Source organism: Barnesiella propionica (assembly GCF_025567045.1).
Lineage (GTDB): Bacteria > Bacteroidota > Bacteroidia > Bacteroidales > Barnesiellaceae > Barnesiella_B > Barnesiella_B propionica.
The window spans coordinates 1-20,907 of record NZ_JAOQJK010000011.1 but is presented as its reverse complement, the minus strand read 5'-3'; the positions used below and the strand labels follow the sequence as shown (position 1 = coordinate 20,907).

The 20,907-nt window shown below is 45.2% G+C and carries 27 protein-coding genes and 1 tRNA gene; 14 read left to right on the top strand and 14 right to left on the bottom strand.

Annotated features, from left to right (window positions below; all coding sequences use genetic code 11):
- The first annotated feature begins 142 nt into the window (after positions 1–142).
- Positions 143–916 carry a threonine/serine exporter family protein gene (locus OCV73_RS13215; RefSeq protein WP_147552912.1) on the top strand — a complete coding sequence of 258 codons (774 nt, stop codon included), beginning with the start codon at positions 143–145 and terminating at the stop codon, positions 914–916.
- Complete coding sequence (locus tag OCV73_RS13210) at positions 913–1,437, top strand: threonine/serine exporter family protein (RefSeq protein WP_147552910.1); 525 nt, start codon at positions 913–915, stop codon at positions 1,435–1,437. The genes OCV73_RS13215 and OCV73_RS13210 overlap by 4 nt, the downstream gene beginning before the upstream one ends.
- 8 nt (positions 1,438–1,445) lie before the next feature.
- Here the strand turns inward: OCV73_RS13210 and OCV73_RS13205 are convergent, their stop codons facing one another.
- Entirely contained in the window at positions 1,446–1,685 is a 240-nt protein-coding gene (locus OCV73_RS13205; protein ID WP_147552908.1) for a hypothetical protein, read from the bottom strand.
- A 246-nt stretch (positions 1,686–1,931) separates the two neighbouring features.
- Here OCV73_RS13205 and OCV73_RS13200 point away from each other — a divergent pair, with 246 nt between their 5' ends.
- Positions 1,932–2,525, top strand: a complete 594-nt coding sequence (locus OCV73_RS13200; protein WP_167551272.1) for a DUF4136 domain-containing protein — start codon at positions 1,932–1,934, stop codon at positions 2,523–2,525.
- Between the two features lie 71 nt (positions 2,526–2,596).
- On the opposite strand, the gene OCV73_RS13195 is transcribed toward OCV73_RS13200, so the two are convergent.
- A complete protein-coding gene (locus OCV73_RS13195) occupies positions 2,597–2,956 on the bottom strand; it encodes a thioredoxin domain-containing protein (protein WP_147552905.1) in 360 nt (119 codons plus the stop codon).
- Positions 2,957–3,106: 150 nt separating this feature from the next.
- Between OCV73_RS13195 and OCV73_RS13190 the strand changes: the two genes are divergently transcribed.
- The 4 genes from OCV73_RS13190 to OCV73_RS13175 are packed head-to-tail and all read left to right on the top strand — an operon-like array spanning position 3,107 to position 6,301.
- Positions 3,107–3,643: a ferredoxin domain-containing protein gene (locus tag OCV73_RS13190; RefSeq protein ID WP_147552904.1), complete on the top strand. Its 537-nt coding sequence runs from the start codon at positions 3,107–3,109 to the stop codon at positions 3,641–3,643.
- A complete protein-coding gene (locus tag OCV73_RS13185) occupies positions 3,643–4,725 on the top strand; it encodes an agmatine deiminase family protein (RefSeq protein ID WP_147552902.1) in 1,083 nt (360 codons plus the stop codon). Before OCV73_RS13190 ends, OCV73_RS13185 begins: the two co-directional genes overlap by 1 nt.
- Positions 4,682–5,569, top strand: coding sequence for a carbon-nitrogen hydrolase (locus OCV73_RS13180; RefSeq protein ID WP_147552900.1), 888 nt, complete (start codon positions 4,682–4,684; stop codon positions 5,567–5,569). The genes OCV73_RS13185 and OCV73_RS13180 overlap by 44 nt, the downstream gene beginning before the upstream one ends.
- A 12-nt stretch (positions 5,570–5,581) precedes the next feature.
- On the top strand, positions 5,582–6,301 hold the full coding sequence (locus OCV73_RS13175; RefSeq protein ID WP_147552899.1) for a glycoside hydrolase family 25 protein: 720 nt from the start codon (positions 5,582–5,584) through the stop codon (positions 6,299–6,301).
- A 3-nt stretch (positions 6,302–6,304) separates the two neighbouring features.
- Here OCV73_RS13175 and OCV73_RS13170 read toward each other — a convergent pair whose 3' ends face one another.
- Complete coding sequence (locus OCV73_RS13170) at positions 6,305–8,851, bottom strand: DUF5686 family protein (RefSeq protein ID WP_147552897.1); 2,547 nt, start codon at positions 8,849–8,851, stop codon at positions 6,305–6,307.
- Positions 8,852–9,078: 227 nt separating this feature from the next.
- Here OCV73_RS13170 and OCV73_RS13165 point away from each other — a divergent pair, with 227 nt between their 5' ends.
- The 4 genes from OCV73_RS13165 to OCV73_RS13150 all read left to right on the top strand — a co-directional run bounded on the left by OCV73_RS13165 (position 9,079) and on the right by OCV73_RS13150 (position 11,892).
- Positions 9,079–9,552 carry a CYTH domain-containing protein gene (locus OCV73_RS13165; protein ID WP_147552895.1) on the top strand — a complete coding sequence of 158 codons (474 nt, stop codon included), beginning with the start codon at positions 9,079–9,081 and terminating at the stop codon, positions 9,550–9,552.
- 135 nt (positions 9,553–9,687) lie between these two features.
- Positions 9,688–9,774: transfer RNA gene (locus OCV73_RS13160), tRNA-Ser, on the top strand.
- 273 nt (positions 9,775–10,047) lie between these two features.
- Positions 10,048–11,277: a site-specific integrase gene (locus OCV73_RS13155; protein WP_007845754.1), complete on the top strand. Its 1,230-nt coding sequence runs from the start codon at positions 10,048–10,050 to the stop codon at positions 11,275–11,277.
- Positions 11,278–11,361: 84 nt separating this feature from the next.
- Complete coding sequence (locus OCV73_RS13150) at positions 11,362–11,892, top strand: ORF6N domain-containing protein (RefSeq protein ID WP_005924231.1); 531 nt, start codon at positions 11,362–11,364, stop codon at positions 11,890–11,892.
- Here OCV73_RS13150 and OCV73_RS13145 read toward each other — a convergent pair.
- Entirely contained in the window at positions 11,864–12,106 is a 243-nt protein-coding gene (locus tag OCV73_RS13145; RefSeq protein WP_167551271.1) for a hypothetical protein, read from the bottom strand. The two genes, OCV73_RS13150 and OCV73_RS13145, sit on opposite strands and share 29 nt — an antisense overlap.
- A gap of 420 nt (positions 12,107–12,526) precedes the next feature.
- On the opposite strand from OCV73_RS13145, the gene OCV73_RS13140 reads away from it, so the two are divergent.
- The 3 genes from OCV73_RS13140 (at position 12,527) to OCV73_RS13130 (ending at position 13,852) form a co-directional block, all read left to right on the top strand.
- The gene (locus tag OCV73_RS13140; RefSeq protein ID WP_004329650.1) at positions 12,527–13,060 is read left to right on the top strand and encodes an antirestriction protein ArdA; all 534 of its coding nucleotides are present in this window, start codon (positions 12,527–12,529) and stop codon (positions 13,058–13,060) included.
- Between the two features lie 76 nt (positions 13,061–13,136).
- Positions 13,137–13,358 (top strand): DUF3873 domain-containing protein, encoded by a 222-nt coding sequence (locus OCV73_RS13135; RefSeq protein WP_005924228.1) that lies wholly within the window; start codon positions 13,137–13,139, stop codon positions 13,356–13,358.
- A gap of 11 nt (positions 13,359–13,369) precedes the next feature.
- Positions 13,370–13,852 carry a DUF7258 domain-containing protein gene (locus OCV73_RS13130; protein ID WP_070782463.1) on the top strand — a complete coding sequence of 161 codons (483 nt, stop codon included), beginning with the start codon at positions 13,370–13,372 and terminating at the stop codon, positions 13,850–13,852.
- A gap of 203 nt (positions 13,853–14,055) precedes the next feature.
- Here OCV73_RS13130 and OCV73_RS13125 read toward each other — a convergent pair whose 3' ends face one another.
- Genes OCV73_RS13125 through OCV73_RS13080 form a run of 10 tightly spaced genes read right to left on the bottom strand, consistent with a single transcriptional unit; the run spans position 14,056 to position 20,660 of the window.
- A complete protein-coding gene (locus tag OCV73_RS13125) occupies positions 14,056–14,376 on the bottom strand; it encodes a hypothetical protein (protein ID WP_004308767.1) in 321 nt (106 codons plus the stop codon).
- Positions 14,377–14,388: 12 nt separating this feature from the next.
- Positions 14,389–14,847, bottom strand: coding sequence for a DUF3872 domain-containing protein (locus tag OCV73_RS13120; protein WP_004329653.1), 459 nt, complete (start codon positions 14,845–14,847; stop codon positions 14,389–14,391).
- Positions 14,848–14,860: 13 nt separating this feature from the next.
- Positions 14,861–15,442: a conjugal transfer protein TraO gene (locus OCV73_RS13115; RefSeq protein ID WP_007845747.1), complete on the bottom strand. Its 582-nt coding sequence runs from the start codon at positions 15,440–15,442 to the stop codon at positions 14,861–14,863.
- 3 nt (positions 15,443–15,445) lie between these two features.
- Positions 15,446–16,381, bottom strand: coding sequence for a conjugative transposon protein TraN (gene traN, locus OCV73_RS13110; RefSeq protein WP_007845745.1), 936 nt, complete (start codon positions 16,379–16,381; stop codon positions 15,446–15,448).
- A 33-nt stretch (positions 16,382–16,414) separates the two neighbouring features.
- Positions 16,415–17,746 carry a conjugative transposon protein TraM gene (gene traM / locus OCV73_RS13105; protein ID WP_055295785.1) on the bottom strand — a complete coding sequence of 444 codons (1,332 nt, stop codon included), beginning with the start codon at positions 17,744–17,746 and terminating at the stop codon, positions 16,415–16,417.
- Positions 17,724–18,020, bottom strand: coding sequence for a TraL conjugative transposon family protein (locus OCV73_RS13100; protein WP_055295787.1), 297 nt, complete (start codon positions 18,018–18,020; stop codon positions 17,724–17,726). The genes traM and OCV73_RS13100 overlap by 23 nt, the downstream gene beginning before the upstream one ends.
- 4 nt (positions 18,021–18,024) lie before the next feature.
- Positions 18,025–18,648, bottom strand: coding sequence for a conjugative transposon protein TraK (gene traK / locus OCV73_RS13095; RefSeq protein ID WP_004308760.1), 624 nt, complete (start codon positions 18,646–18,648; stop codon positions 18,025–18,027).
- A 20-nt stretch (positions 18,649–18,668) separates the two neighbouring features.
- On the bottom strand, positions 18,669–19,664 hold the full coding sequence (traJ, locus tag OCV73_RS13090) for a conjugative transposon protein TraJ (protein WP_007845741.1): 996 nt from the start codon (positions 19,662–19,664) through the stop codon (positions 18,669–18,671).
- A gap of 19 nt (positions 19,665–19,683) precedes the next feature.
- A complete protein-coding gene (locus OCV73_RS13085; RefSeq protein ID WP_008648479.1) occupies positions 19,684–20,310 on the bottom strand; it encodes a DUF4141 domain-containing protein in 627 nt (208 codons plus the stop codon).
- Positions 20,310–20,660: a DUF3876 domain-containing protein gene (locus OCV73_RS13080; RefSeq protein ID WP_004326111.1), complete on the bottom strand. Its 351-nt coding sequence runs from the start codon at positions 20,658–20,660 to the stop codon at positions 20,310–20,312. Before OCV73_RS13080 ends, OCV73_RS13085 begins: the two co-directional genes overlap by 1 nt.
- Positions 20,661–20,907: the final 247 nt, after the last annotated feature.

Here is a 20,907-nt window from a genome sequence, read left to right as displayed (position 1 = left end):
TATTTTTATTATAAAGCTTTTTCGATTTTGGCTATCTTTGCACCATAATCAGCCGACCGGGATCTCTATCTGCAGGTCTGATCACAAGCTTAGAAAAAAGCCAGGTAAAAAAGAATTGTTAATTTTAGAATATACTTTATAGATGGATACTCATTCCGAGTTAAAGGCCTTATCTAAATTTTTAGGTGAATATGCTACTTGTCTGATGGCAGCGGGGGTACATACGTCACGCATTGCCCGTAATACATCACGTATTGCAGAATCATTCAACTTCGATGCGCACATGACTTTATTCCAAAAAACGGTCATTATGACATTGCGCGACAAAAATAACTCGCATGTATATAGTACAGTAAATAAAATAAGTCACGGAGCAATTAATTTCGAGTTTAATTCGGAATTGAGCGCATTAAGCTGGGACGCTTACGATAATCATTTATCCATAGAAGAACTCTGGAAACGCTATCACTCCATTACAAGCCGGCCACGAATGAACCAATGGATCGTTCTCATACTGGTGGCTTTTGCCAACATGTCGTTTTGCCGCTTATTTACGGGAGATATACAGGCCATGATATGCGTATTCATCGCCACACTGATTGGTTTCCGGGTAAGGCAGGTTATGATGAAAAAAGGAATAAACCATTATTTCGTATTTATTGTTTCTTCTTTTGTCGCTTCAACCACCGCCTCATTTACCCTTCTGTTTAATTGGGGGAATACTCCCGAAATAGCTATCGGAACCAGTGTATTGTACCTCATACCCGGAGTTCCGCTTATCAACGGTATTATTGATATTATCGAAGGCCATGTACTGGTAGGCACATCCCGGTTGATCAACGCGTTCTTGCTTATAGTTTCTATCGCAATAGGCCTTTCTATAACTCTAACGATATTAGGGAGGAACATATTATGATAAACATGGAATTCTTAGAATCCATCCTCTTCGACGTTTTTTTTGCAGCTATCGCGGCTATCGGTTTCTCAGTAATCAGTAATCCGCCCCGCAGAGCGATACTTTATGCAGCATTGCTCGCCGCCATAGGACACAGCATACGTTTTACATTAATGCATTTTTCTATCGACCTGACCACCGCATCTTTCATCTCGTCATTTTGCATCGGACTCCTCAGCATTTTCATGGGTAAACATATACATTGTCCGGCGACCGTATTATATATACCCGCCCTATTACCCATGATACCGGGTATGTACGCTTACCGCACCATTCTGTCTCTCATCCAGTTCCTGCAAAGCACAGACGATGGCATGACTATAAAATATCTGTTGGGAATATTCAAAAACGGACTTACTACACTGACCGTACTGTTCGTACTGGCCGTAGGTGCAACAATGCCTCTATTTATTTTTTATAAACGCGCATTCGAAATGACCCGAAATGCATCTCCGGCAAATCAAAAGAAAAAAAACAGATAAGGCAAAACTTAATACTCATCTTCTATATTCAGAGAATCCCAAATGGAGTCCTCACGTTCGACATATTCCTGAAAATAATCGCTGAATCCCTTCCGTTCGGTATATCCTTTGATATCGCACCACTCTTTATATTCTTCACGTAAATCTTTATCTTCTTCCAACAAATGCCTGAATGAAGCCTCTGCCAAATCCAAAGAGCGATTTTGTCTTATTATACTTTCAATCAATTCCGTAATATTATCACTCATACTCAACTTTAATTAAATAATATGACAATAACGTATTTATAACGTTCTCAAATATAACAATTTCTTTGTAGAATAAGTTAGTGTTCTAAAATTATTTTTAATAAACAATTCATTATCTAAAAACTACTACGTCAGACACTGTTTTTTAATTTTCATTATACCAAACAAAAGAGATTATAATATTGTTTTAGATACATAATTACAAAGGCACAAAAAATTATCAAACTTTAAAAACAGTGTATGTATATGAAAAAGATTTTCTATTCACTCTGCCTGCTTATATTGACTAGTTGTAGTCCTTACACGCTAATCAACAGCGAGGTATATAATAATGCCGACCTAGCAGCTTATAAAACATTCCGTATCGTTAAACCGGACGAAGGGAAGTTACCTCCAATGATGACAATTATCGACTACTACAATATAGCCTACGCCATCCGCGGACAAATGCTGATACGCGGTTATAAAGAATCTCCGGAATCGGATTTGCTTATTAATATAGGTCTTACAGTTCAGACAAAAATAGATACAGAACCTGCACTCCCTCCCGGTTTTTATCCATATAACGGATATTACCCATATTACATTTATCCTCGTTCCCTATACTGGCAAAGTTATTATTCCAATGCGAAACTTATTACCGGTATCTATAAAGAAGGTGTATTATCGATGGATTTCGTCAATATAAAAGAAAAAATATTTTTATATTCCGCGTCGGTATCGACGATTCTTGACAGCGGTCAGGGAGCATTAAGAAACGTATCGGAGATAAATCAGGCAGTACAGACGTTATTCTCCGGTTTTCCGGTAAAACCATTGAAAAACAATAGTGGAAACTAACTCTAAATCACTATATATTTCTCTCAAAAAAGGGTGTAAAACTTGGTTTTACACCCTTTTTTAGTCAACCGTTATACTCTTTTCCCTTCAACCAGATTCTCTACATCATCCTTCATCTCCTCAACGGTAAGAACCCCATATATAATTTCAGGAGGATTCTCCAAAGGTATGAACATAACCGCCGGAAATTTACGAATATTATATACCTGTGCAATCCTGGGGTCGTCATCAATCCTCATTAAATAAAAATCTACCTGATTAAATTTTTCGGCTAACGGCGCATATTCGAAACCCAAAGCCTCACCGTCAGTCACCGTAGAGTCATAAAAAAGTATTACGGCCGGACGTATGCCCCGATACAACCAATCACCTCCATGTCGGTAATCAGCTATATCATGTATAAATTTTTTTGTTGACAAATGTTGTATCATACCTCATTTTTTTATGGTTATACAACAACAACAAAACCTTCCGGCTTTCGGACGACATATTAATTATATTTATGAACCTCTGGATAGCCATATAAGACAACATAAGAAGATTTTATTATCTTTGTATGCATTAAACCCATACGATTAAAGATGTTCTTGAACGAAAGAGAAACTAGACATAACTATGTCATAGAAGCTGCTAAACAAATAATGACCGCAGCGCGTACCGCTCCCAAAGGAAAAGGAGTGGATATACTGGAAATCATAACCGTTACCGAAAAAGAAATCAAGCTTTTATCGGAAGAATTGATAAAAACATCAGAAGAAACCGGCATGAAATTTTTTTTACGGGATGCTGAAAACATTTTACAGTCCGAAGCGATCGTACTCATAGGAACACACCAGCAAACACAAGGCTTGAATTGTGCCTATTGCGGATACGCAACCTGTGCAGAAAAACCAGTTTCTGTTCCATGTGCAATCAACTCCATAGATATAGGAATAGCGATCGGATCAGCCTGTGCCGCAGCAACGGATTTACGCATTGACACGCGAGTCATGTTTTCAGCCGGATTTGCTGCAGGCAGATTGGGATTCCTGGAAAACTGCAAACAAATTATAGCGTTACCCCTAAGTGTATCTGCAAAAAATCCGTTTTTCGACCGTAAACCTAAAGAAAAACATTAATGACCCAAGAACATATCATATTACCGGCAGAATGGCATCCGCAGTCGGGCGTACAACTTACATGGCCTCACGAACACACCGACTGGGCTTACATGCTGGATGAAGTAGAGGACTGCTTTATTAATATAGCCCGGGAAATCGTACGCTACGAACCTTTGTTGATCGTTACTCCTTATCCCGAGAAAGTAAAGCAACTATTGATTGATAAAATGGATGTATCGCGGATTACATTTTTTTGTTGCCTCACGAACGATACCTGGGCCCGGGATCATGGTGCCATCACGGTATTAAAAAACGGAGAAGCTTATATCTACGATTTTGCCTTTAACGGATGGGGATTAAAATTTCCGGCTCATTTCGACAATCTGATCACATCCCGGGCACATGAAAGCAGTCTGTTCAACGCCCGGTATGAGAACCGTCTTAATTTTATTCTGGAAGGAGGTTCTATCGAATCGGACGGAGAAGGAACCTTGCTCACTACGAGCGAATGTCTATTATCCCCTAATAGGAACGGCGAATGGAACAGAAAACAAATAGAAGAATATCTGATGAAAGCATTCGGATTAAAACAAATCTTGTGGTTGGATTACGGTTATCTGGCAGGCGACGATACGGACAGCCATATAGATACCTTGGCCCGGCTGGCGCCCGGCAATACCATCCTATATGTACGTTGTACCGATATAAAAGACGAGCATTATGACGCGCTGTTAGCTATGGAAAAACAGCTGAAAAATTTCCGGACTCTTGAAGACAAACCATATCGGCTACTCCCCCTCCCTATGCCTAAGGCCATATGTGAAGATAACGAACGTTTACCGGCTACATACGCCAACTTTCTCGTCCTGAACGGCGCGGTATTATACCCTACTTACGGACAACCGGACAATGACAGGGCCGCAGGTAAAATACTGGAAACAGCGTTTCCGGGATATGATATAACAGGCATACCCTGTACGGCCCTTATCAAGCAACACGGTTCCTTACATTGCGTAACTATGCAATATCCACAGCACGTATTAAAAAATGATTACAATGAACAAAACTATACTTGTGGGACTTGTACAACAGTCCAATGAAGAAAATATTGAAAATAATAAACTCAAATTAAAAAAGAATATTGAGTATTGTGCTGAACACGGCGCACGACTTATAGTACTCCAGGAGCTTCATAACAGTCTGTATTTTTGTCAGACAGAAAACACAGATCTTTTCGATCTGGCTGAAACCATACCTGGCCCGTCGACGGACTTTTACAGCAAAATAGCCGGCGATAACAAGGTCGTGCTGGTCACTTCATTATTCGAAAAACGAGCTCCCGGACTCTATCATAATACGGCTGTAGTATTTGATACCGACGGAAGTATTGCCGGTAAATACAGAAAGATGCATATACCTGACGATCCGGCCTATTACGAAAAATTTTATTTCACTCCGGGAGATCTGGGTTTCGAACCCATACAAACATCACTGGGCAAATTAGGCGTGTTGGTATGCTGGGACCAATGGTATCCTGAAGCGGCCAGACTTATGGCACTAAAAGGAGCGGAGATGCTTATCTACCCTACCGCTATCGGCTGGGAAAGCAGCGATACGCGGGAAGAACAGGAAAGGCAAAAAAACGCATGGATCATATCACAGCGCGGGCATGCCGTAGCTAACGGTCTACCGGTCATATCGGTCAATCGGACAGGTATAGAACCGGACCCTTCCGGACAGACCAACGGAATACATTTCTGGGGTAACAGTTTTGTATGCGGTCCACAAGGAGAATTCATAGCCTGCGCAACCGATAACGAAGAATGTAACCTGATAGCTGAAATCGATCTTTCACGTTCGGAAAATGTTCGCCGCTGGTGGCCGTTCCTTAGGGACAGGCGTATAGACGAATATGAAAATATAACGAAAAGGTTCATCGATTGAATAAAAAACCGAATGAAAGGTAATCATACCTGGATATCACTCATAATTATTCTTATCCTAGTAATAGGTACCGGTATATATCTGTATCAAAGATTCAAGCCTAAAGGAATAAATATTGATAAAGATATTTATCCGGTAACAGGAATAGACATATCCAACCATACACATATAACCGATTGGAAATTAATAAAGAAAGCAGGTATAGACTTTGTATATATCAAGGTATCGGAAGGAGGTGATTACAAAGATCCTTCATACCAGAAGCACGCCCGAAACGCACTGGCAGCAAAAATACCCTATGGGGAATATCATTTCTTTCGTTTCAATCGTTCGGGAGAAATACAAGCACACAATTTTCTGAATACACTGTTGGCTGAGTATCAGCTACCGCCTGTAATAGATGTTGAAGAATGGGGTAACACACGGCCAGAAAGCGACTATAAAGAAACACTGGAAATAAAAAAATTTATCCGGGAAGTAGAGACCGAACTTTCTCAGAAAGTCATTATTTATTGTAATAAAAATTCATACGAAAGATTTATCGAAGGGAACTTTCCCGAAAACCCGGTCTGGATATGCACTTTTTCCCGGAAACCTCCGGTCCCGTCCTGGTTATTCTGGCAACATTCTCATATAGGCCGAATTCCCGAGATACAGTCAGATGTAGATATCAATACATTCAACGGTAACCGGGAAGAATGGAATAAATATTTTATTTCCATCCTGCAATAATGATCAGAATGTAAAATGTAAAGCCAGTCGCAGACCGCTTTTGCTCACTCCAGGAGTATCGCGGTAAGTCAATCTCCAAACATAATCGAGACGTAAGATTGTAAAGATATTGTCCAATCCTACTCCAACTTCCATATAAGGCATATCGTCCATAACATTGCTTCCGTTAGGAAAACGAAATAACGAATCATCATTCATCGGATTATTTTTCTTGCTAAGACTGCCATATAAACCACGAAAAGAAACTACCTCCCGCAACTTCATATATTTAATAAGGGGAATACGGTTGAATAATGCTCCATTCGCATTATAAGTCAAATCCCAGGAAACATACTGGTCGTTAATGAACTCCATAGCGTTCATCAAGGGATACGATTCGGGTTGTATTGTATATGATAAGTTGGCATTAGGGATTATCAATAACGGATATGGAACCTTATTCCACTCTTTCCCTGCTTTCAAGATAGCGTCGAAATACCCGAATGCAGAAAACCAAAACCTCTTTTGCACTCCGAACTCCGTATGATTCAAGTTATAATCACTACCTAAAACACCCTTGAACCCGAACTTATGAGAAAGCGTGAAAATGGGTGCGTCTATATTGATAGGAAAACGGTTGCTCTTTGTCTGATAAAATTTTTCATTCGGTGCATAACGCAATGTAACCTCTGCAAATGCCTGCTGGAAATCTTTATGATACGTCCCGTTACCGGTCTCGAATTTTACCCATTTGGTTGCCTGTTCGATCTCATGCGAAAGATTAATTCCATAAGAAAAACCCCCGTTAAATTCACTTAAGTATGCTAATTGAGTTTTTCGCTGATATGTAATCTTGTTATCGGCCTTTCTTTTCAATGAGAGGAATACATTATCTTTATTGGTATATAAATAATGCTGACCCAGTTGGTTTATATCATACGTATGAGACAATTTAATAGAATGTATAGGAAATTCTCTGGAATGATACTTCTTCTTATTGAACGAATATTCCACTTCGCCCGAATATTTGAATTTTCCGTCTTTTGTTCCATACGCCGCATATCCTCTCATAAATAAGTGAGGATTGAAATTGGCCGTGGTAAGTCCCCCAACCCTGAATCGAGCACCTTCAGCTTCATTAGCACTGATCGTCGTATTCATAGGCCCAAAGTCGAACTTGCTGTCTTTTCCGGTTTCGATATATCCGGATATCAATATCCCCAAAACTTTCTCGGTATAATAGAAAGCAGGAACCTCACGTAACCTGGACAATAAACGATTCACCGAATTCTCTTTTTGTTTTACAGGTACATGACGATTATCCACCCAAAAAGCCTCGGGTTTTACTAACGCATCATCGGTAGTACGCTCCCTCCCGTCAAAATTAAACACAGTGAGATCTTCCGGAGCATTAAAGTCAAATCCTTTATAGGTAGTCAAACGACGAACATACAATCCCTGTGTAGCAGGCATTATCTTAAATTCTACAATCATATCGTCTTTAGTCTTAAGACGGGAACCATTCCTGTCACGGATAAAATCCTGCTCTATAGTCATATTCTCCACATAGTTCAGATTAATATCTTTCGGAACATTCAATTTCACCTTTTTGATAAAATAATCTGTTGTGTCGGCAACCGGAACATATATATGCCCGGTAAATCCGAACGATTCGGAATTGAACGGTACAAATCCCAAATCCACACAAAGCTCCCCGTTCACAGGTATAGTATCTAATAAATAATATTTATAGAAAGCCGTACCTATATTGGATAACGGACTGACAAAACGGTTAGACAGCAGCGTCACGTCGTTACCGAAGATATCGACTTCCCGAAATACATCATTACAGAATTGCTGTATGCTTTCCTGACTGAATATTTCGTCAATACCAGCCCTTTTCACACCTGTAACAACAGACTTCTCCGTTTCGGGATGCTTCCGGTAATAATCATCGACAATACGCTCCTTAATAGATACGGTAAGAATAGGTTTTCCCGACACCTCGGAAGTATCTACATAATCAAAAATAAACTGGAACTTCTTGAACAACCATTTTTTCTTTTGCTCTTCTGAGAAATCATTCAGGGCAAAAGTCATTTTTTCATATTTCTCGTAACTGTAATAATCGTGATTTTTAGGATCAAACTGTTTTTTCCGGTCGATAAGCTTATTTACAAAAGCCACAGCCGGATTATTTTTCTTGGAATACTTTTCTTTCTTAGGTCTGATAACCACTTCTTTAATCCGGTAATCCGAAGGAACCATATCAACAATCAATTCATTATCCGAACCTTTTTTCACAAAAACATTCTTATCCTTATATCCCAGAGAAGAAAAAACAGCATTCAGAAAATTGACTTTGACTGTCAAATCGAATTTTCCGTTTTCATCGGCCATAACACCCATCTGTGAACCTTTCAGGAACATAGAGACGTAAGGAATGGGTTCCTGTGTAACAGAATCTCTTACAACACCCCTGATAGTAGTTTGTTGCTGGGCTGAAACCTTCACAGGCAATATTAGTCCCAATACGAAAAATAAAGAGATAATATATATATTTTTAATCATAATTAATATGCGAAGTTACTGTTTACCAAAACGATAATCCTGTTTTGCACGTAGAAAAACAACTCTCTAGTTATGAGCTGCAAATGTACAAAAAAAATAGCTTCTTTGATGTTCCGTTTTAAAGGCGTTAATCGTTTTAACAATGTTTAATCACTCCTTTTATTCCGTTTAGGGATATATACCAAATATATGTTTTAATTTAGCGTTATACAAAAAAATACTTAAAAATGGGAATAGAAATCGAACGCAAATTTCTTACGGTCTCGGATGGTTACCGGAAAAATTACCAGAAAAAAACATATTATAAGCAAGGCTACATTACAGCAGAAAAAACAAAAACGGTACGTATACGTATTGCCGGAGAACACGCCTTTATAACCATTAAAGGAGCGACCAACCATTGCAGCCGGATAGAATATGAATACCCTATCCCGGTAAAAGACGCGGATGAAATGCTGGAAAAACTTTGTGATAAACCTCTCATCGAAAAATACCGCTATGAATACGTGTATAACGGCCTAAAATGGGAAATAGATGAATTTTTGGGTGAGAATGAAGGACTGATACTGGCCGAAATAGAACTGGAAACAGAAGATCAACCTTTCGACAAGCCCGACTTCATAGGAAAAGAAGTCACAGGAGACATAAGATATTATAATGCGCATCTCACCCACTATCCTTATTCCGAATGGAGAAAATAGTATAAGCCTCTCATATCAGGCAGTATACAGACATCTAATTTTTTTCTCTTTATAATTTAGTTTTTTTTACAATTTAAAACCATACCGTACTGTACTTTTATATACTTTTGCAAAACGTAAAACGAACGCTATTAAGGAAAGATGCCGGAGTGGTCGATCGGGACGGTCTCGAAAACCGTTGTACCCGTACGGGTACCGAGGGTTCGAATCCCTCTCTCTCCGCTGAACGTGCTGGACAGAAATGGTCAGCAAACGGACAAAAAGCTACAAATCAATGATTTGTGGCTTTTTTTATTGCCCGAAAGTCCTGCTTCCAAGACTTCAAAAGTACGGTAAAAGACAAAGTTTCGTTACTAAATCGTTACCTATTCCCTGCCGGACAAAAACGGTAACGATTTGTCCATAAATGACCTGATAATGACTATATTAGTCCATAGTCTGCATAACTCGAAAACGAGAGGTAAAAACTAATTTTGCAACTAAAAATTTTGAGTTATGAAATCGACATTCAAGGTTCTTTTTTATTTGAAGAAAGGTTCTGAAAAGAAAAACGGCGAGGTTATGATTATGGCACGCATCACCATAGACGGCAAACTTTGCCAGTTCAGTACGAAACAGAGCATCCAGCCCGACAACTGGAGCATTGCTGCGGGCAAAGCCAAAGGCAGGGATGCCGGGAGGATAAACGCCCTTTTGGACGACATACGTTCTTCCCTGAATACCATTTACCACGAAATGCAGCGGCGTGACAACTACGTGACCGCCGAGAAAGTGAAAAACGAGTTCTTGGGACACAGTGAGAGCCACGAAACAATCCTTTCATTGTTCCAAAAGCACAATGACGATGTGAAGCAGCTTGTGGGCATATCCAAGACGATAGCGACCTACCGCAAGTATGAAGTGACCCGCCGCCACCTCGCTGAATTTATCCAAAGCAAGTACAATGTATCGGACATATCCATAAAGGAGATAAGCCCGATGTTCATTACCGATTTTGAGTTGTATTTGCGTACCGCCTGTAAGTGCGGCTACAACACCACCGCCAAGTTCATGCAGTTCTTCAAGCGTATCATCATCATTGCCCGTAACAACGGCATACTGGTGGGCGACCCGTTCGCCAGCTATAAAATCCGGCTGGAAAAAGTGGACAGGGGTTATCTGACAGAGGACGAGATAAAACTCATCCTTAAAAAGAAAATGGTTTCCGAGCGGCTGGAACACGTCAGGGACTTGTTCGTCTTTTCCTGTTTCTGCGGTTTGGCTTACAGCGATGTCGCCAACTTGCGGCAGGAGAATATCCAAAAGTCCTTTGACGGCAACCTTTGGATAATCACCAAGCGGCAAAAGACGAATACGGACGTGAATGTTCCCCTGCTGGATATTCCCAAGATGATTTTGAAGAAGTACAAGGGCAAGTTGCCGGACGGGAAGATACTTCCCGTAATCAGCAATCAGAAGCTAAACGCCTACCTGAAAGAGATTGCCGATATATGCGGTATTAAAAAGAACCTGACATTCCACCTTGCCCGGCACACGTTCGCCACGACCACCACGCTGTCAAAGGGCGTACCCATTGAAACGGTGTCCAAGATGCTGGGACACACAAACATAGAAACGACACAAATCTACGCCCGCATCACCAACAGCAAGATAGGCAGCGATATGCAGGGGCTTGACAAGAAGTTTGTCGGCATCGAGAAAATTTACAAGGAAGTCGCCATGTAATCTTGATTATTGGGAACTGGTCACAAATTGTGACCAGTCCTTGCTATTATTCCAACATTGCTAAATCTCCTAAAATATACGATTATGGATTTGCAGATTATCCAAAACAAGATTTTTGAGGTCAGAGGTTGCCGGGTGATGCTCGATTATCATTTGGCAGAACTCTACCAAGTGGAAACACGAGCCTTGAAGCAGGCGGTCAAGCGCAATATCGAGCGTTTTCCGGGTGATTTTATGTTTGTACTCACCCAAGAGGAAGCTAACTTGCTGTTATCCATAGGGGTATCACAAAATGTGATACCCCCTGATTACAACTTCGGCGTTGCTATGCCTATGGCTTTCACCGAGCAGGGCGTAGCCATGCTTTCTTCGGTTCTCCGCTCCAAGGTAGCCATAGAAGTAAACATTTCAATCATGCGGGCTTTCGTCCTCATGCGCCAAATGGCAATCGGTTACGAGGAACTGTCAAGGCGCATCGAGGAACTGGAGGTAAGCACCGATGCGCAGTTCAACGAACTGTACCAAGCCCTTACCCAGCTTTTGAGCCAGTCGAAACAACAGAAAGAACGCCGTCCGGTAGGTTTCGTTACCTATAACCGTGACAAAAACGAATAGGTAACGATTTCGGTAACGAAATTCCGCCTAACAAACTATATCCCAATGAAGTACATTCTTCCACCTTGCGGGCAGTCCACCGACTACCCGCATTTTTTATATCCTTTTCCAACTGGCACATTCCCCGAAACGCCAGCCGTGCGTGGCATGGCTGACTGTATTCCGTGAAAAGAGCCGTTGGAAACCCGCACAAGCGTATTGCAAGCAAGCTCACAACACCCTTGCCTTTCCCGCCCGCATGGAGTGTTCCCTAAAAGATGAAAGAGAACAGGCACTTTTCCCCTGTTTCCCTATCTGTAAATCTTCCTCTTACGCAGTCCCCCAGCCGGGACAGTCGTTTTAATCATTTCAATAGGCAAAGGTAGTTACGTGTTCTTCACGATTTTGCAAGGTCGAGCCGTTTCGGTTTGGCGAAAAAATCTTCCCTGCCTTGCGAGGTATTTTTTGCCCAAAACCTTGCAAACTCTAAACACTACCCTTTTACGCCTATGTGAAACGAAAACGACCGACCCGACCGGAAGACGCATAAAAAAAAAGTCGGATTTACGGGAAACAGGAAAAAAGTTCAGTGAAACTTCAACTCCCTCACCTCTCAAATCCGCATAAAATTAAAAACTTAAAAAATTGCAGCAATATGGAAGCAAAGGTATTATCGGAAGCAAAAGTTTATGTAGGCACTTATGCCAAGTACAACAACGGTTCATTGTCCGGCGCATGGCTCGACCTTTCGGACTATTCGGACAAGGAAGAATTTTATGAAGCCTGCCGGGAACTTCACAAGGACGAGGAAGATGCGGAATACATGTTTCAGGACTGGGAGAACGTGCCGGAGGGCTTAATCGACGAAAGCTGGATTTCTGAAAACTTCTTCGCCCTGCGTGATGCGGTGGAGGATTTGAGCGACACCGAGCAGGAAGCCTTTTTCGTGTGGTGCAACTATAAAAGCCATGATTTGGGCGAGGAAGATGCGGACGACCTTGTACGTGATTTCCGGGATGAATATCAAGGGGAATATGACGATGAAGAAGATTTCGCCTATGAAATTGTAGAGGAATGTTACGACCTGCCGGAGTTCGCAAAGACCTATTTCGATTACAAACAGTTTGCCCGTGACCTGTTCATGTGCGATTACTGGTTTGATGACGGCTTTGTGTTCCGTGCGGCATAACAACCAATCCGGGCGGGGTGTCAAAGCCCTGCCCGCTTAAAACAACCAAGTTTATAACCATAAAAAATAAGACATCATGCAGTCACTTAACAAAAACGGGGTAAGCATCACCCAGACACCGGGAGAAGAAAAGTTCGTGAAATGCCGTTTAGGGGCTTTCAGGGGACAAATTTATTATCAATATGACTACCGCCACACGGACGGCGAACTTTTCAGCACGGTAGCCAAAACGCTGGACGAGTGCCGCCGCAGGCGTGACGAATGGGTAGCGAAGAAGAACGGAGTAATAAACAAGTAAATTTCAGGGACATGAAAACGACAGAAGTAAACAAGGAGCTTATCGGCAGGCGTTGCGAGTGTATTTTTACGGGCTTAATGGTAACGGGCGTTATCGAGGACACAGAAGAAAACGAACACACCATAGAGGTAAAAGTCCGTTTCGACCACCCGCACCAGTGGGGCGATGATTTGTATAATGATGTGTGGGCGTGGGGGCGCAAAATTGACGAGTTCGGCACGCTGCACCATTTGCAACTGTTGGAGGACAAACCGGACTTTCAGATAATGACGGTAGTTTTCGGCGAGCCAATCAGCCGGATAGACCGCAGTGTTTTTGAAGATGTAGACACGTGGGGCGTCTGTTCCCTGCAAGGCTGGGTAAACAGCTATGAAAGTGTCCGGTTTGTAGCCATAGACGACCATACGGCAACCATCACGGGCGAATATAACATGGAGCAGGTAAAGGTGTGGTTAGAGAAATACACGTCCATAAAGAGCCTTAAAACCAGTTGATAGAGGACGGCGGCTGCTTGCCGCCGTTACTTTCTTCCGTGAGCCTGCCAGCGGGTGAAGAAAGTAACAAAGAAGCCTTTCGTTTTCCCTATCATGGAAACAGCCCGCCGATGCTTCCCGGCGGGCTGTCTGCCCGATATTTACGCTTTGCGTATCATTCCATACCCGGTTTCCCAAGAGGATGATAAAAACGGATGTCGCAACTATAAATCCTCATAGTGAATAAATTTTACACCAAGTATGCACACGGTTTCTTCTTCCTCGATGTCATATTTCCATGTCCGTTTATTGACAAGCATTTCCGTTTCGCAATCGAACCATACCATTACGGGCGCATCATCTTCTTCGTCCGCCCATTTGAAAACCTGATTGGACGGCGTTTTCCATAATTCAGCACTGTCACGTTCGGAAATACAGTCCTTGTCCACAATGATGATGTCACCTACTGCCGGAACTGTATCTGTTTCCAACGTGGTTTCTATGTACCACGAGATGCCTTCTATATCCAATTCTATTTTTACCATGTCGTTTTGTTATTAGGGGGTTATTGTTTCCGTTCCTTCTTCGCTGTTGTCATTATTGAATGATAGTGTAAGTTGCTGCATCTGCCCGAAGCTGTCGATGATATAAATGTCAATCGTCTGCTGGTCGGTCGATGCCGAGGTGTAGTAGAGCCTGAACGTTTCTTTCTCCAGCGGGTAAAGGTCGTTGGGCAGGAACACCGTGCCGTTATCCATTTCCAGCTTTCCTTTGCCGTCCGGCTGGAAATACCGTATCTGATAGGTAGTCGGCTGGTAATAGCCGCCACGCACCAGTCGGCAGCGTATTTCGGCGGTTTCCCCGACTTTCAGCCTTTTGGGTACTGGCAGTGTTTCGATGCTGAACGGGTACGCCTGCTGAATATCCAAGTTGTCATTACAGGCGGTGACAAGCACGAGGGCGGCCACGATGTAGCAGCCCATGATGATTTTATACATTACATTCTTCATATACATTATTATATAGCGGTCAGTTGATAATGAATTTCAGTCCCAAAGATACCTGCGTGTGGAACTTGCCTATGTCCGAGCCGAACAACGCCCGTTCCCTTGCGTTCAACAGCAGAGCCACCCGGTCGGTCAGGTAGGTTTCCAGTTCCAGCGTCAGCGCACCGCCGTAAATGAAGCAGTCCTTATCCAGCAAGGTAGAGCCGTCCGGCAGCAGCTTTTCGCTTCGGTTGCTTGTTTCGTACCCGGCGAGAGCCGACAAGCCCAATGAAAGGAAAAAGGTCTTTCGTCTGTCCGATAGGAATTTCAGGTAATAGCCGCCCTCTGCGGTGAACTGTTCTACGGGTATCTGCATATCCTTGTAGTCATACTTCTTGTGCAGGTATTCGCCGCCAATCACCCAGCGGTTGGCGTTCTTGGTGTAAACGCTGTACGCCGCCCCGATGTGGTAGGCGAAATCACTGCCAGCGTTCCAATGCACCCCGTCCGTCATGCCCGCCGTGACCTGCAAGCCTTTCATGCCCGGCAGGTATCTTTGTGCGTGTGCCTGAAACGAGGTCAGGCACAGCGCAAAGAGCATCATTATAAAGATGTGTCTTTTCATTCCCTATTTGATTTTTAGTTCGTCAATCACTTCTGCGTTCACGATGTCGGCGTTTTCCACCCGTATGGTCTGATGCCGCCCGCCGTTCTTCTCGTAGAGTTCCACGACCAGCAGCTTGTCGTCAGGAATGGTAAACTTCGGCAGGGCGTACACCGTGCGCACGGTCGATTTCCCGGCAATCTCTATCACCTCGTTGTAGCTGCGTACCGCATCCAGTACCGTTTCCTGAATAGCCGTGCGTTTGGGCACTTTCTTATCGGTTATCTTAAACCTGATGAAGTCCGTGTCGAAAGGCACGTTGGAACTGTTCTTTGTCTGCGTGTGCACGTAGAGCATCCCGTTATAGGTGTAAATCCCCTTGATTAAGAACTGTATGCCGAAACGCTTGCTACCCAAGTGGCGCACTTTCCGGTCATTGTTCTTGTAGATGCTCTGCATTATCAGCTTCACTAATAGCGGGCTTTCACCCGCCAGTTCCCGGAAATGGATGTTCATCCGGGTATGTGAGAAGTCGGACGTATCTTCATTCTCCAAGAAGTCCTTCATTTCGATGTTGAGCATTTCCGGTTCACGGGCGTACTTGGCGTTGAACGAAAAGAAACTGCCGTCCTCGCAGATAACGGAGAAGTTCGTTTCTCCCGGAAAGCCCTCTGTCGTGGCTTTCACCCTGATTACGTTCTCCGCACCGTCCGCCTTGCCCGCTATGATGTGGTTGCTTCCCAAATCGACATAGCGGACGGCGGCGGGGAAGATGATATGCACCGTCTTGGCAAAGGTCACTTCCACGCCGTAGGGCGTAACCATTTGGCGGTACGGGAGTTTCCGGGTAATCCCCCGGTACAAGTCGTTGCCAGCCGCATACTTCACGGTGTCAGCGGTTTGTGCGTTTGCCGCACACACGCCCAGCAAGAGGGCGAACAATCCAAAAATCTGTTTCATTGCTAATTGAAATTTTAACGGTTGATAAAATGGTTATTGTTGTTTGGCATACAGCATGACTTTATAGCCTGCTTTCAGCTTCACTTTCACGGTTCGGAACTTCTTGGCGAGGTAGCCGGACGTTCCTTGCAGCAATCCCCTTGTCACGTCCATAGCCACCTGCTGCCCGGCACTTTGGGCAAAGGAAATGCTTGTACCCAGCCCGCTTCCGATATTCGCCATAGCTTCGTTGAACGCTTCCTGCTCCATAGAGGACGGGACGGAAAGCCCCTTTTGCCCGTCCGTGTCGAACACGGCGAGTTCCACCGGGATGATGTTGCCAGCGTACTCAATCGAGGACACCAGTATGTCGAGCCGTTCGCCCTGCACCTTTGCCGTTCCCGCCACAAGGGTATTCTTCGGCACAACGATATTTCCCGCCTGCATGGGTTCGAGCAACCGGAGTTTCACCGCCTGCCCGTCCACCAGCGTTTGGTCTTGGTGTATGCAGGCGGCTACCGTGTTCTTTCCCATAGCGTACCCCGTGCCTACCGCCGTGTTGAAGCCGTAGTTTCGTGGCTGGCTGTAAGCCCGGATGAAGTCGGCATCGCTCATGGGCTGCTGCAATCCCGAAACGGTCGTTTCCCGGATAGCCTGCACCGGAATAGCCGGAGTGCCGATACCGCCGCCGTTCTGCCCGGCTGTCGGTATTTGGGCAATCTGTCCCCTTTGTCCGTCCTGCCCGTTCATATACTTTGCCGCCAGCTCGTAGGACTTTTCCAAGAGTGCCATTTGGTCGTCAGCCGTAGGCGTGGCGTTCTGCTGCTGTTTCAGTCGGTCGGTCAGTTCCGCCACCTGCCGTTTCAATTCCTCTTTTTCCTCGTCCACAGGGGGCGTTTCGTAGAACGTGCTTAACTGGCGGTTGATGTCCCGGTAAGCCGCCCTTGAAGAAGCACCGCCGCCCCTTTGTGGCTTCGGATCTTCTTCCGGCAGCAGGTTGATTTCCTCTTGTGGTTCTTCCGTATCATCATCCAGCGTGAAACCGAAGTCCTGCAAGGATTGTATCTTGTCCTGCTGTTTGCGGCTTGTCACCGCCTGCTCGTAAGCCTTTTGCTTGTCGGCTATAATCCCGTCCTCTGCGGGCAGGGGTATGTCGGCATTGAAGCCGCCCACGCTTTCCACATTCACGTCCTCTTTGCCGGAGGGTGCGAATATCAGGTACATGCACCCTGCAAAGGCAAGGAACATCAGCGGGAAGACTATCATTTTCCTGCGCTGCTGCACCTGCTGCGGGGTAAGTTCCCGTTTGGGCTTATTTTCCTTTTTCGGCTTCCCGTCCGCCTGCTGTGCGGTCGTGCCGTTCTCATTCTTCTGTACGTCTTCCATATTGCGGTCTGTTTAACGGGTTGATACTTTTGGTTGTGTCATTGCCGTGCAACGGCAGTTGTCTGATGTGTTCTATTTGCAGCCTTTGCCCGTCCCGTTTCCCGATATTGTAGATTGATGAAACGGTGATGTAGATAGACAAGCCGCCGAAAAAGAAGAACATCAGGAGGATAACCGCCAGCCTTTTGCCCGGCGTAATCCGTCCGCACATTCGGCGCAGGCGGTCGTCTGCCCAGTCCTGCACCTTTTCGATGTAATTTCGTTTTCTTTCCATAAGGCTATCTTTTAATGGTCTGCAAATCCTTGTTCTCGGTAATGGTGAACGCTTCGATGATGAAGCCGTGCGGGTTGTTGTCGCTCCGTGTTGCGTTAAGCAACCGGCACGAGGTGACAAGGCTTCGCACCGTCAGGCTGCTTTCCCGGACAATCAACTGGCGGGCATACGTGTTCACCTTGTAGGGGTACTGGTCGAAGTCGCACTTCACGCTGTCAATCTCCACCGTCTGCGTGACGTTTCCGGAAATCACCCGGTTGTAGTAGCCCTTTTCCGCCAAGTCCTTGTAATAGTTGAAAGCGGTCTTGTCGGCGAGAAACAACGAGCGTTTGATGTTGCTTTCGATAGCCCCCTTTTCGGGTGATAAGGTGAAGAAAAGTTCGTGGAAACGCCGCACGTGCGACTTCGCTTCCACGGGTCTGTTCTGTGCCATGTCCTGCGAGAGTGCCAGCATCAGGCTTTTGCCGTTGTCGAGGACGTATATCTTCTGCCGCTGCTTCTCGGCGAAGCTGTACGAGTTCCACACGGCAAAGCCCGTCACCAGTGCGCACAGGCAGATGAATACCAGCGCAAAGAGCCGGATTTGCCGGAAACTCGTTTCGATGTTCGTTAATGACTTAAATTCCATATACTAAATATTGATGTTGGTTATTTGAGTAGTTTCCCGGTTACTTTCCCGCTTGCCGCACCGACCGCAGCCCCGGCGATTGACCCAGCCCGTGCCACGTTGCGGTTATAGGCAGACGTACCGCCAGCCGACACTATCCAGCTTGCCACCGTTGGAATGGTGAAGTAGCCCACGATGCCGATAATCATAAAGATTATATACACGGTGCTGCTCCCGTCCGGGATGAAATCCGGGTCTGAAAGCTGCTCGATGTCTTTTTGGAGCATCAGGGTTTGTATGCGTGCCAGCACGCTGCTGAACAAGTCCGACACGGGCAGCCACAGGTAAATGGAGATATAGCGTGAAATCCACCGGGTCAGCGTGCTTTGGAAACCGTCATAGACGGAAATCGCAAACGCCAGCGGACCCAGTATGCTTAACACGATTAGGAAGAACGTGCGCAGCGTGTCTATAATCAGCCCCGCCGCCTGAAAGAGCATTTCCAATAACTCCCTGAACCAGTCCCGGACGGACTTCTTTATATTATAAGCCGTCCTGTCCATGTACATGCCCGTCATGGTCACCATGTCGGAGGGCGACCAGCCCAGTTCTTCCAGTTGTCGGTCAAATTCCTCGTCCGATGCGAGGTAAGCCGTTTCGGGGCTTCGCATCAGGGCTTCATATTCCAGTCGGTCTTTCTGCGCCCGGTACTCGTTCATGTCGAAAGTCTGCGTTTCCATAAGCTGGTTGCACCCTTTCACCACTGGCGACAATACCGTGTTGATAGTCCCCAGTACGAAAGTTGGAAAAAACATGATGCACAGCCCCAGCGCAAAGGGACGCAGGAGCGGGTACACGTCTATGGGTTCGGCACGTGCGAGCGACTGCCACACTTTGGCGGCTACATAGAACAAAGCTCCCAGCCCGGCTATCCCTTTGGCTACCCCCGTCATGTTGCTGCACAAGGGCATCATTTCATCGTACAGCACCCGCAACACTTGGTGCAGGTTGTCAAAATCCACCGCTGCTAATAACATAGGCATACCGATTTATATGTTACCAGTAGCGTTCATCCGCCGAGCCGTAGAGAGCCAGCACCCGGTCGGTGTCGTTCTTCTTCTTCGCCCGCAGGTAGGACACGGATATGTTCTTTCGGGTGTAGTAGTTCACGAGGTTGCGGTAGTTGAGCAGGCTTTTATAGGCGTTGTTGATTACCGCCAGTCTTTCGGCATCCGTCAGCGACATGCCCGTCACGTTCACTACATTCTTCAAGTCCTGCAACACGTCCGCACTTTCGGAGAGCAGCTTTGCGTACCCGGCTGAAATGGCGGTGAGTTCATCCGGCGTGTAGTTCGGGTCTGCCAGCATGTTCTGATAGTTTCGCACGTAGATTTCGGATATTTCCGCCACCAACTCAATGGACTTCTTCACCTTGATGCCGCCCTTGACAACATCGTGTACCGCTTTGAGCGCATCGTAATATTTTTTACCCTGCTGGAAAATCTTCTGCGCTTCCATGAAGCCGTCCAGCGTGTTCTTGGCAGTGGTGGAAGTCTGCACTATCTGCTTGGTGGTGTTGATGATGCCCTGCGCCAAGTTGCCGGGGTCTGACACCACCCACTGTGCGGATGCCTTGCCGATGAAGCAAAGGCACACCGCCATAAGGAGAATTGTTCTTTTCATTATCTTTTGTTTTCAGGGTTTGTAACTCGTTTGTATTCGCCGCCGGGCATGAGCGTTATCCGGTCGGTCTTTTTGTCATAGGTGAACTGTATGCGGAAGCCCGTTTCGATGAACAGGCAGCCGTTCCGTTCTGTTACCGGGTAAGCCGTTTCCAGTATTCTGCCCCTGACATTCGCTTTCCGGGTGACGGTGTATCTGCCGCCCGTTTCCGAGAGTGTGAAAGCCGGGTGTCCCCTGACGTGTACCCAATAGCCCTGCATCCTTTCCAGCTCCTTGCTTCCGCTGTCCTCGCAGCCCGCCAGCAGGCAGGCGGACAATAGCGTGTATATCAGATTGTCAATCCATTTCATGTTCCTAATTTTTAAGTTGTTGATGATTGGGGATTTCTTTTGCTTTCTGCAAGCCGCTTGATAGCCAGTTCAAGGTTGCCGTCCAGCTTCTCGGCAAGAGCGAACAGTTCCATTTTTTCGCTTTCCTCAGTCGTGTACGTGTAGGCTAAGCACCCAGCGCCTTGTCATATTTCTATGGTAGGTTTCCGAGTACTCGCCTCCGAACCGGACTTACAAGTCTCCCTGTATCCGGCTCTCCACTAATTAA